Annotated in this window: 11 protein-coding genes; 6 read left to right on the forward strand and 5 right to left on the reverse strand. The window is 67.3% G+C overall.

Annotation, left to right across the window (positions count from 1 at the left end):
- The first annotated feature begins 121 nt into the window (after positions 1 to 121).
- On the forward strand, positions 122 to 1,696 hold the full coding sequence (locus VHB27_RS13440) for an acyl-CoA carboxylase subunit beta (RefSeq protein WP_325601197.1): 1,575 nt from the start codon (positions 122 to 124) through the stop codon (positions 1,694 to 1,696).
- Between the two features lie 90 nt (positions 1,697 to 1,786).
- On the opposite strand, the gene yghU is transcribed toward VHB27_RS13440, so the two are convergent.
- Both yghU and VHB27_RS13450 read right to left on the reverse strand, forming a co-directional pair.
- Positions 1,787 to 2,662: a glutathione-dependent disulfide-bond oxidoreductase gene (gene yghU, locus VHB27_RS13445; RefSeq protein WP_325601199.1), complete on the reverse strand. Its 876-nt coding sequence runs from the start codon at positions 2,660 to 2,662 to the stop codon at positions 1,787 to 1,789.
- A gap of 111 nt (positions 2,663 to 2,773) precedes the next feature.
- Entirely contained in the window at positions 2,774 to 3,478 is a 705-nt protein-coding gene (locus VHB27_RS13450) for a glutathione S-transferase family protein (protein ID WP_325601201.1), read from the reverse strand.
- 175 nt (positions 3,479 to 3,653) lie between these two features.
- On the opposite strand from VHB27_RS13450, the gene VHB27_RS13455 reads away from it, so the two are divergent.
- Entirely contained in the window at positions 3,654 to 4,253 is a 600-nt protein-coding gene (locus VHB27_RS13455; RefSeq protein WP_325601203.1) for a TetR/AcrR family transcriptional regulator, read from the forward strand.
- Between the two features lie 5 nt (positions 4,254 to 4,258).
- Here the strand turns inward: VHB27_RS13455 and VHB27_RS13460 are convergent, their stop codons facing one another.
- Entirely contained in the window at positions 4,259 to 5,248 is a 990-nt protein-coding gene (locus tag VHB27_RS13460; protein ID WP_325601205.1) for a helix-turn-helix transcriptional regulator, read from the reverse strand.
- 87 nt (positions 5,249 to 5,335) lie between these two features.
- On the opposite strand from VHB27_RS13460, the gene VHB27_RS13465 reads away from it, so the two are divergent.
- From VHB27_RS13465 to VHB27_RS13475, 3 genes are all read left to right on the forward strand, one after another.
- Positions 5,336 to 5,980, forward strand: coding sequence for a glutathione S-transferase family protein (locus tag VHB27_RS13465; protein WP_325601207.1), 645 nt, complete (start codon positions 5,336 to 5,338; stop codon positions 5,978 to 5,980).
- Positions 5,981 to 6,089: 109 nt separating this feature from the next.
- Positions 6,090 to 7,274: a CaiB/BaiF CoA transferase family protein gene (locus VHB27_RS13470; protein ID WP_325601209.1), complete on the forward strand. Its 1,185-nt coding sequence runs from the start codon at positions 6,090 to 6,092 to the stop codon at positions 7,272 to 7,274.
- A 12-nt stretch (positions 7,275 to 7,286) separates the two neighbouring features.
- Complete coding sequence (locus tag VHB27_RS13475) at positions 7,287 to 8,150, forward strand: TIGR03620 family F420-dependent LLM class oxidoreductase (RefSeq protein ID WP_325601211.1); 864 nt, start codon at positions 7,287 to 7,289, stop codon at positions 8,148 to 8,150.
- Between the two features lie 98 nt (positions 8,151 to 8,248).
- On the opposite strand, the gene VHB27_RS13480 is transcribed toward VHB27_RS13475, so the two are convergent.
- A complete protein-coding gene (locus VHB27_RS13480) occupies positions 8,249 to 8,836 on the reverse strand; it encodes a TIGR00645 family protein (protein ID WP_325601213.1) in 588 nt (195 codons plus the stop codon).
- A 61-nt stretch (positions 8,837 to 8,897) separates the two neighbouring features.
- The gene (locus VHB27_RS13485; RefSeq protein WP_325601215.1) at positions 8,898 to 10,061 is read right to left on the reverse strand and encodes a deoxyguanosinetriphosphate triphosphohydrolase; all 1,164 of its coding nucleotides are present in this window, start codon (positions 10,059 to 10,061) and stop codon (positions 8,898 to 8,900) included.
- 67 nt (positions 10,062 to 10,128) lie between these two features.
- On the opposite strand from VHB27_RS13485, the gene VHB27_RS13490 reads away from it, so the two are divergent.
- Positions 10,129 to 10,344: HesB/IscA family protein (locus VHB27_RS13490; protein ID WP_325601217.1), on the forward strand; the 216-nt coding region annotated here is incomplete at its 3' end.

Below are 10,344 nucleotides of genomic sequence, written 5' to 3' on the forward strand. Positions count from 1 at the left end.
CGTCCCCGGCCCGTCCGTCAACGCCCCCCCCCTCTGCGCCTCCCCCTCTGCGGCCTTGCCGATCGGCCCGGAGGCTGGGACCATCCAGCCAACGTCCCAAGAAATCCGGAGTTCAGCCGACATGGAGATGGTCCCCGCGAACTGGCAACCCGCGCTCGACGAATTGCAGGAACGCATCCGGCTTGCGCACCAGATGGGCGGTTCGGAGCGCGTCAAGCGCCAGCACGATGGCGGCCGGCTGACGGTGCGCGAGCGCATCACATCCATGCTGGACGAGGGCACGTTCCACGAGATCGGCGCGATCGCCGGCAAGGCGACCTATGACGAGGACGGCGGCATCAAGGCGTTCCTGCCCGCCAACTGCGTCTTCGGCCGCGGCAAGGTCGACGGCCGGCCGGTGGTGATCGCCGGCGACGACTTCACCATCCGCGGCGGATCGGCCGATGCCGCGATCTGGGCGAAGATGCTGATGTCGGAAACCATGGCCAACAGCTACCGCATGCCGCTGATCCGGCTACTGGAGGGTTCCGGCGGCGGCGGATCGGTGCGCACGATCGAAACCACCGGCCGCGCGAACCTGCCCGGCGGGATCGGCACCAGCTCCGGCCTGTATCTTTGCGTCGACAACCTCGCCGAGGTCCCCGTCGTCGCCCTTGGTCTCGGCTCCGTCGCCGGATTGGGCGCCGCTCGGCTGGTCACCAGCCATTATTCCGTGATCGTCAAGGACATCTCCGCCGTGTTCGTCGCCGGACCGCCGGTGGTCGAACGGCTGGGCGAGCCGCGCACCAAGCAGGAACTCGGCGGGTGGGAGGTGCAGACCGCCGCCGGCGGCGTCGACCACGCCGCGGACACCGAGGAAGAAGCGTTCGACTGCGCGCGGAAGTTCCTGTCGTACATGCCGAACTCGATCTGGGACCTGCCGCCGCGGCAGACGGGGTGGGACCCGGCGGACCGGCGCGACGAGTGGCTGGTGTCGGCGATCCCGAACAGTCCGCGCCACGCGTACCACATGCGCCGGATCATCAAGACGGTGGTCGACAAGGGCTCTTTCTTCGAGGTCGGCCATCGTTTCGGCCGCGCGCTGATCACGGGCTATGCGCGCCTGGACGGCTGGCCGGTGGCGCTGATGGCGGGCGATCCGCTGTTCGGCGGCGGCGCATGGGACGCGGATGTCTGCGAAAAAGTCATACGCTTCGTCGATACGGCGGAAACGTTCCACCTGCCGGTCGTGCATCTGGTGGACTGCCCCGGCTTCCAGGTCGGTCTGGCGGCCGAGACGTCCGGCGTCATCCGCCTGGGCGCACGCGCCATCGCCGCGGTGTCGCAGTCCCGGGTCCCCTGGTGCAGCGTCCTGGTGCGCAACGTCTACGGCGTCGGCGGCGGCGCGCACCAGCCGCAGAACCGGCAATGCATCCGCTATGCCTGGCCATCGGCGCGCTGGGGGTCGCTGCCGCTGGAAGGCGGCGTGGAGGCCGCCTATCGCGCGGAACTGGACGCCGCCGCCGATCCGGCGGCGACGATGGCGGAGATCGAAAAGCGCCTGAACGCGCTGCGGTCCCCGTTCCGCACGGCGGAGGCGTTCTGGGTGGACGAAATCATCGACCCCCGCGACACGCGACGGCTGCTGTGCGAGTTCGCTACCATGGCCGCGCCGCTGCGTACGCCGGGACCGGCGCATTTCAAGATGCGGCCTTGATCCCCGCGGCCGGCCTTTGCGATCGCGTCATGACATGGCCGACCCCATGGCGCCAAGTCCCGGCCATGACCCCAGGAAACGCCTCGGCGCTCAACCCGCCGGGGCGATCTTGTCCTGCGTTTTCGTTTCGAAGTCGCCGGCATCGTGCCGTTCGTGCAACTGGCTCGACGGCTCGCCCTGGACGCGGTTCACCATCCGGCCCCGCTGCACCGTCGGCCGCGCCAGGATCTTGTCGGCCCAGCGCTGGACGTGCTCGTATTCCTGGACCGACAGGAACTCGGCCCCGCCATACAGCCAGCCCTTCACCAGCCCGCCGTACCACGGAAACACCGCCATATCCGCGATCGTATAATCGTTGCCCGCGAGATAAGGGCTCTCCGCCAGGCGACGGTTCAGCACGTCGAGCTGCCGTTTCACCTCCATGGCGAAACGATCGATCGCGTATTCGATCTTGATCGGCGCATAGGCATAGAAATGGCCGAACCCGCCGCCCAGGTAAGGCGCGCTGCCCATCTGCCAGAACAGCCAGGAGAAGCACTCGGCACGCGCCGCGGGTTCCGTCGGCAGGAACGCGCCGAACTTCTCGGCGAGGTAGGTCAGGATCGCGCCGGACTCGAACACCCGGATCGGCTTCGGGCCGCTGCGGTCCAGCAGCGCCGGGATCTTGGAGTTCGGATTGATCGCAACGAAACCGCTGCCGAACTGATCGCCATCCCCGATCCGGATCAGCCAGGCGTCGTATTCCGCCCCTTTGTGGCCGAGCGCGAGAAGTTCTTCGAGCATGATGGTGACTTTGACGCCGTTGGGCGTGCCAAGCGAATAGAGCTGCAGCGGATGACGCCCGACCGGAAGGTCCTTGTCATGCGTCGGCCCGGCGATCGGGCGGTTGATGTTCGCGAAGCGGCCACCATTGGCCTTGTTCCAGGTCCAGACCTTCGGCGGCACGTATTCGGCTGAGTCGGCCATGTTCAGAACTCCCGGCTGTGTTTGGGACGGAGGATCGCCAATCGAGGGCGAAAAGTCGATCGGGGACCCCGGCGGAGGGTCCCGAAGGGGGCCGGAGGCCCCCCGCCCCTTTCACGCAGCGGACGGATAGTTCGACGGGAACAGCGAACGCTTGGTCTCTTCATCGACGACTTTCTTGAAGTCGTGGTCCATGCCGATGCCGCGTGCGACCGCGGCGGCCGGCCGGCTCTCGACGGCCTGGAACAGGCGCTTGAGGTTGGGATACGCCCCCAGCGGATCGTCCTCGCCCTTGCGCACGCGGGCGGCGCGGTCCAGCCAGCCCCAGGCCGACATGTCGGCGATGGTGTAGTCCTTCCCGACGATCCACGCCCGGCCTTCAAGGTGATCGTTCAGCACCTGGTAGTGCCGGTCGGCCTCACGCCGGTACCGGTTCACGGCATAGTCCAGCCCCGCCGGCGCGGCGTGCTGGAAATGCACCGCCTGGCCCGAGAACGGCCCCAGCCCCGAGGCGATGAACATCAGCCAGGACAGCAGCTCCGGCCGGTCCTCGGGCGCGCCGAGGAACTTGCCGGTCTTCTCGGCGAGATAGAGCAGGATCGCGGTGGAATCGAAGACCCTGGCTTCCTTGCCGCCGGGGCCGTCGGTGTCGACGATCGCGGGCACTTTGCCGTTCGGGTTGATGGCGCGGAAAGCCGGCGTGTGCTGCTGGCCCTTGCCGGTGTCGATCGGGACCACCTCATACGGAAGCCCGGTTTCCGCAAGAAACAGCGAGACCTTCGCCGGGTTCGGCGTGGGATGAAAATAGAACCGGATCATGTTCCTCTCCTTCGCGGCACAACGATGGCGATAGCCGATGCGGCGCCCGTCGGCGGCGGGGGCCGCGGACGTTGCATTTTGGTTCGACCGTTCTAGAATGCGGCAGGCAAAAGGAAATGGCAAGACGCCCGCGCGGTGGTTATATCGCGGCCCTGACGCGAAGACGGACGATTGTATGGCAAGACCTCGGGAATTCGATGAAGCGACCGTGCTGGACGCGGCGGCGGGATGTTTCTGGAGCCGCGGCTACGAAGCGACATCCGTCCGCGACCTGATCGAGAAGACAGGCATCACCGGCGCCAGCCTCTACAACGCCTTCGGCGACAAGCGGACGCTCTATCAGAAGGCGCTCGACCATTATGTCGAGGACAGCATCGCCAACCGCATCAGGCGCTGTGAACAGCTCCCGCCGCGCCGGGCGATCGGCGTGTTCTTCGAGGAGATCCTCTCGCGTTCGCTCTACGACCCCGAACACAGGGGCTGCATGCTGGTGAACGCGGCGCTCGACGTCGCGCCGCATGATCCGGACCTGCAACAAGTTGTCGCCGCCATGCTGACTCGCATCGAGACGTTCTTCCGCCGCACCGTGGAGGCCGGGCAGGCGGACGGCACGATCACCCGGTCGCTGACCGCGGAAACCCTGGGGCAGCACCTGCTGGGCGTGCTGATGGGCGTCCGCGTGCTGGCCCGCGTCCGGCCGGAGAAGGCATTGCTGGAAGGCGTGATCGCCCCGGCCCTGGCGCTGCTGGACCGCCGGCCCGCATCGGAAGCCTGACCAGGTCAGGCGTCGCGCCGCCCGGCCGCGGTCCGATAACGCCGGGCCATGGCCTGGCTCAGTTCGGCCATCCTTTGCCGCAGGTCCGGCGGGTCCAGCACTTCCGCCTCCGGTCCCAGGCGCAACAGGTCGGACGCCGCGTGCTGAAGCGACGTCCCGACCGGCACCACGGCGATCCGCCAACCGTCTTCGTCCGCTTCCTCCGACACATGCGTCTCGGCCTTCACCGAGGGTTGGCTCAGGATCTCGAGCAGCTTCACTCCAAGCGGGGACACGCGCAGGCTGGCGCGGTTCGGATGCAACTCGGCCTCCAGCCGCCGCGTCGCCGTCTGCCAATACGCGACGAGGTCGAAATCCGCCGGCCGATCGAACGTCTCGTCCAGCACGGCACACGCCAGCACCCGCGCCACGCGATAGGTGCGCACGCTGCCGTCGACGCAGCCGGCGAGGTACCAGTTGCCGCCCTTCAGAACCAGGCCCAGCGGCGCCACGCGCCGGTGCTTCTCGGCCTTCCAGCTCTGGTAGCGGATCTCGATCAAGGTCTCGCGCAAAAGTGCGCCGGCGATGGCGCGCAGGTGCGGCGGCTGTTCCGCCTGGCTGAACCAGGCCGGCGCGTCGAGATGGAACCGCGCCCGCAGGCGGCGCGCATGGTCCCGCAGATTCGTGGGAAGCGCCGCCATCAGCTTGGTCTGCGCCACCATCATGGCCCCATCCAGTCCGAGATCGGCCGCCGGGCCCGGCAGCGCGGCCATGAACATCGCCTCGGCCTCGGACGGCGACAGCCCGTTCAGCCGTACGCGGTACCCGTCGAGAAGACGGTAGCCGCCTTCGGCGCCGCGGTCCGCATAGATCGGGATGCCGGCGGCCGAGAGCGCATCGACGTCCCGGTAGATGGTGCGCAGCGACACTTCGCAGGACGCCGCGAGTTCAGCCGCGGTGATACGCTCCCGCGCCTGCAGGGTGGTAAGGATCGACAGCAGCCGGCTTGCACGCATGGCGCTTTCAACCATACCTGACACCGGATGTCAGGTATGGGGCGTTAGACTGCCGCCGCCTGACAGATCGAAGGGGAGACTTTGCCGATGACCAGCGACGACCGGATCACCCTGTATTACGCCCCGCAGACCAGAGCCACCGGCGCGCGCGTGCTGCTCGAGGAACTTGGGGCCCCGTACGACCTCCATGTCCTCAACATGAAAGCGGGCGAGCAGCGCCAGCCGGCCTATCTCGCCATCAATCCCCTGGGGAAAGTACCGGCGGTCCGCCATCGCGGGGAATTGGTGACCGAACAGGTGGCGATCTTCATCTATCTCGCCGACCTGTTCCCGGCGGCAGGGCTGACACCCGCGCTCGACGATGCGAAGCGAGGGCCGTACCTGCGCTGGATCGCCTATTACGGCACCACCTTCGAACCGGCGCTGATGGACAAATTCCTGCAGCACACGCCTGCGCCGCCGACGCAGTCACCCTATTCCGATTACGATACGATGCTGGGCGCGCTGGAAGCACAGCTCGCCAAGGGTCCCTACATTCTCGGGGATCGGCTGACGGCGGCCGACATCCTCTGGGGCATCGCGCTCAACTGGACGATGATGTTCGGCCTCGTGCCCAAGACGGACGTGTTCACGCGCTATGCGGCGTCGATCACCAACCGCCCGGCCTTCCAGCGCATCACGGCCCTCGACGTCGAGATGGCGGCGCAGCACGCCGCGGCCGCGGGGACCTGACCGAGGCAGCTTCGGAGCGTGCCAATCGCGATGCGGGCGGGGCGGTTCATTTGACGCCCCGTCCCGATCGCCGCACCCTTCGGCCAACCATCACCGAGGGGAAACCAAGATGCGCCCGTTCGAAGGCATCCGGATCATCGACATCACCCATGTCCTCGCCGGCCCGTTCGCCGCCTATCAGCTTGGCCTCATGGGAGCGGACGTCATCAAGGTCGAGCATCCGGACGATCCCGACCAATCCCGCGATACCGGCAGCGACAACGACCTCAACCACGCCGGCATGGGCACCGGGTTCCTGACCCAAGGCTCCAACAAGCGCGCCATCACCCTGAACCTGAAGACCGAGCAGGGGCGCGAGATCCTGAAGAAACTGGTCGCCACCGCCGATGTGCTGGTCGAGAACTACCGGCCCGGCGCGTTCGAGGCGCTGGGGCTGGGGTATGAGGACCTGCGCAAGATCAACCCCAAGCTGATCTATGCGTCGTTCTCGGCATTCGGGCAGACCGGCCCGAAGCGGGAGCGCACGGCGTACGACCACGTGATCCAGTCGACGTCCGGCATCATGGCGATGACCGGCACGCCGGCGGTGAACCCGATCAAGATCGGGGCGCCGGCCATCGATTACGCAACCGGCACGATGGGCGCCTATGCGCTGTCCGCCGCCCTGTTCCAACGCGAGCGCACCGGGCAGGGCCAGCGCATCGACATGGCGATGCTCGACGTCGCGATGATCCTGATGGCCAGCCACGTCACCGGCTATATGCGCAACGGCAAGCATCCGAAGCCGAACGGCAACCGGATGCCGCACGCCACCTCCATGGCCTACCCCACCGCCGACGGCATGGTCATGCTCGGCGCCTCCAACCTGCGCCAGCAGAAGCGGCTATGGACGGTGCTGGAGCGGCCGGACCTGATCAAGCGCACCAACGACGAGCGCGAGGAAGACTTCCAGCGCGAGCACGACACGCTGGCCGCCGTGTTGCTCACGCGGCCCGCCGCGGAATGGGAGGAATGGTTCCAGGCCCGTCACGTTCCCGCGTCCCGCGTGCGCACGATGGGCGAGGCGCTGGCCGATCCGCAGATCGCCGCCCGCAACCTGCTGCACACCCACGAAGACGCGCCCGGCATCCCCGGCAAGGCCACTGTTCCCGTCGCCGCCTTCCGCTTCGCGCATGACGGACCCCGGGTCGACCGGCCGCCGCCGCGGTTCAGCCAGCACACGGGTGAGGTCCTCGGCGAACTCGGCTATACCCAGGCGGACATCGCCGCGCTGAAGGCGGCGAAGGTGATCTGAAAGGGGCAGCACATGAAGCTTGGACGGCTTGGCGCCTGGTACAGCGCCGACAAACATGCCTCGCCGGCGGCGATGGCGGCGTTCGTCAAGACGGTCGAAGGACTGGGCTACGATACGCTCTGGTATCCGGAATCGCGGGGCTACGAGTCGTTCTCGGTCGCGGGGTTCATGCTGGGGCAGACGAAGACGCTGAAGCTGGGCAGCTCGATCGCGTCGATCTACGCGCGCGACGCGTTCACCGCGCGGCGCGGGATGATCAGCCTGAACGAGCTGTATGGCCAGCGCTTCATCCTGGGCTTGGGCGTCAGCCACATGCCGATGGTCGAGGGCGTGCGGGGCCATGTCTACGAAAAGCCGATCCCGGCGATGCGGCGCTATCTGAACGGGATCATGAAGGACCAGGCCGGCGCGTCGGACTGGCCGATCGCGCTGGCCGCGCTGCGGCCGCTGATGCTGAAACTGTCGGCCGAGATGACGCAGGGCGCGCTGCCGTACAACACGATCCCGAAACATACCGCGGCCGCGGCGAAGCTCCTCGGGTCTGGGAAATGGCTGGCGGTCGAGCAGAAGGTTACGATCGAAACCGATTCGGCGAAGGCGCGGGCGTTGGGGCGGGAAGAACTGTCGCGCTACCTGGTGCTGGACAACTACCGCAACGCCTGGCTGGAGATGGGTTTCACCGAGGCCGACCTGTCCAACAGCGGTTCCGACGCGTTCATCGACCAGATGGTGCTGTGGGGGCCGGCCGAGAAGGTCAAGGAAGGCCTGCGCGCCCATTTTGCCGCCGGCGCCACGCATGTCGCGATCCAGCCGGTGCATGCGCCGGGCGACACGGCCGGCCGGGACGCGATGCTGAAGGCGCTGGCGGATACCTGATCGCCCGTCCGTGCGTGGTGGGCCGGCGGGCTTGTTCCGGCACTCCACGGCGTGCGGCGGGAAAGCACCAAAGGCGCGGATAACCAGGGGGAACCCGCCTAATGCGGCGGATGCGGCGGATGATCGACGCCCTGCCCGATCTTCTCGATCAGCGCGAGCGCGAGCGCCGATACCAGGAAGATGGTGTGGATGATCGTCTGCCACAGCACGCCCTGGGACGTGACCGCCGCGCGGTCCGTTCCCAGCGTGCTCGCCTCGATGAACGTGCGCAGCAGGCTGATCGAGGAGATGCCGATGATCGCGCTGGCCAGCTTCACCTTCAGCACGCCGGCGTTGACGTGGCTGAGCCATTCCGGTTCGTCCGGATGGTTCTTCAGGTAGAGCCGCCCGACGAACGTTTCGTATCCACCGACAATGACCATTGTCAAAAGATTCGAGATCATTACGACATCGATCAGGCCGAGCACGACGAGCATGATCTCCTGTTCGGAAAAACTGATCGCCTCCGACACCAGGTGCCAGAGTTCCTTCAGGAACAGGAAGACATAGACGGCCTGGGCCACGATCAGGCCGACATAAAGCGGCGCCTGCAGCCAGCGGGAGCTGAAGATCACCATCGGCAGCGGCTTCAGCGTGGGACGGGGCGCGACAGCGGAATGATCGTCCATGTCGTTATGTAACAGCAAGCCGCGATCGTTGCCAACACGAAGAATGCACCGCCGGAAGAAACCTGCGTGAAACGAGACGCTACAGGTTGACGGCGATGTCCGTCAGCCGCCGGTGCTCATCCATCGCGAACCGATCGGTCATGCCGGCGATGTAATCGGCGACGGTCGTCGCCGCGCGCTGCGTGCCGCCCGGTTCCCCGGCCCTGGCGCGCCAGTCGTCCGGCAGCATCGACGGGTCTGCGTGCAGCAGGCGGAACAGGTCCTCGACCAGGCGCTTGGCCTTCGCCGTCATCCGGTTCACCCGCCAGTGCCGGTACATCCGCGCGAACAGGAACTCCTTGATCGCGCGGTTCGCCTCGGCCATCGGCGGGCTGAAATCGACGACGCGGTGCTTGTGCCGCCGCACCGCGTCCGGGCCCGTCGGGTCCAGCTTCGCCAGCCGCCGGTTGCTCTCGGCGATCAGGTCCATCGCCATGGCGTTGATCACCCGCCGCAGCATCTCGTGCCGCAGCCGCGGCGGCGGCACGTCCAGGCTGGCCATGCGGGCGGCGGCCAGCGCCTCGCCCACCACCGGCAGATGCCGGAGGTCCTCGATCGAGAACAAGCGGGCGCGCAGGCCGTCGTCGATGTCGTGGCTGTGATAGGCGACGTCGTCGGCGATGGCGGCGACCTGCGCCTCGGCGCTGGGCTGCGTGCCCAGGTCGAGGCGATAGCGCGCGTCGTATTCGGCGATGTAATGCGGCGGGCTGCGCAGCGGGCCGTTGTGCTTGACCAGGCCCTCCAGCGTCTCCCATGTCAGGTTCAGCCCGTCCCAGGCGGCGTAGCGGCTTTCCAGCAGCGTCACGATCCGCAGACTTTGGGCATTGTGGTCGAAGCCGCCGAACGGCTTCATCACGACGTTCAGGGCTTCCTCCCCGGCATGGCCGAAGGGCGGGTGGCCCAGGTCGTGCGCCAGCGCCAGGGCTTCGGTCAGGTCCTCGTCCAGGCCCAGCGCGCGCGCCAGGGACCGGGCGATCTGCGCCACCTCGATGCTGTGGGTCAGGCGGGTGCGGTAGAAATCACCCTCATGGTTGACGAAGACCTGGGTCTTGTACTGCAGCTTGCGGAAGGCCGAGGAATGGATGATCCGGTCCCGGTCGCGCTGCCAGGGGGAGCGGGTCTCCGCCTCCGGTTCCGGATAGAGCCGACCGCGCGCAGTGGCGGCGGAGACGGCGAAACGCGCCGGGGATGGCGGGGAATACATGGAGCCACAGACTATACGCGGAACTGGCCCGCTTCAAATCCGATGCGGCTTCACCTATCTTACCCGCATGGAACAGTTCGCCGTCACCGACCGGGCCGCCGCTCGGATTGCCGAGATCGTGGCTGAGAGCAAGGCCGCCCAGGACACCGCGCTGCGCATCGCCGTGCTGGCGGGCGGCTGCAGCGGCTTCCAGTACAAGTTCGAGCTGGACGACCAGACCCAGCCCGACGACCTGGTGATCGAGCAGGGACCGGCCCGCGTGGTCGTCGACGCCGTCAGCCTG

The sequence above is a fragment of the Rhodopila sp. genome (genome assembly GCF_035548235.1).
Classification (GTDB): domain Bacteria; phylum Pseudomonadota; class Alphaproteobacteria; order Acetobacterales; family Acetobacteraceae; genus Rhodopila.

Excerpts from the sequence above, each read along its gene's own strand:
- VHB27_RS13440 (WP_325601197.1), top strand. The coding sequence starts at position 122 with ATGGAGATGGTCCCCGCGAACTGGCAACCCGCGCTCGACGAATTGCAG.
- yghU (WP_325601199.1), bottom strand. The coding sequence starts at position 2,662 with ATGGCCGACTCAGCCGAATACGTGCCGCCGAAGGTCTGGACCTGGAAC.
- VHB27_RS13450 (WP_325601201.1), bottom strand. The coding sequence starts at position 3,478 with ATGATCCGGTTCTATTTTCATCCCACGCCGAACCCGGCGAAGGTCTCG.
- VHB27_RS13455 (WP_325601203.1), top strand. The coding sequence starts at position 3,654 with ATGGCAAGACCTCGGGAATTCGATGAAGCGACCGTGCTGGACGCGGCG.
- VHB27_RS13460 (WP_325601205.1), bottom strand. The coding sequence starts at position 5,248 with ATGCGTGCAAGCCGGCTGCTGTCGATCCTTACCACCCTGCAGGCGCGG.
- VHB27_RS13465 (WP_325601207.1), top strand. The coding sequence starts at position 5,336 with ATGACCAGCGACGACCGGATCACCCTGTATTACGCCCCGCAGACCAGA.
- VHB27_RS13470 (WP_325601209.1), top strand. The coding sequence starts at position 6,090 with ATGCGCCCGTTCGAAGGCATCCGGATCATCGACATCACCCATGTCCTC.
- VHB27_RS13475 (WP_325601211.1), top strand. The coding sequence starts at position 7,287 with ATGAAGCTTGGACGGCTTGGCGCCTGGTACAGCGCCGACAAACATGCC.
- VHB27_RS13485 (WP_325601215.1), bottom strand. The coding sequence starts at position 10,061 with ATGTATTCCCCGCCATCCCCGGCGCGTTTCGCCGTCTCCGCCGCCACT.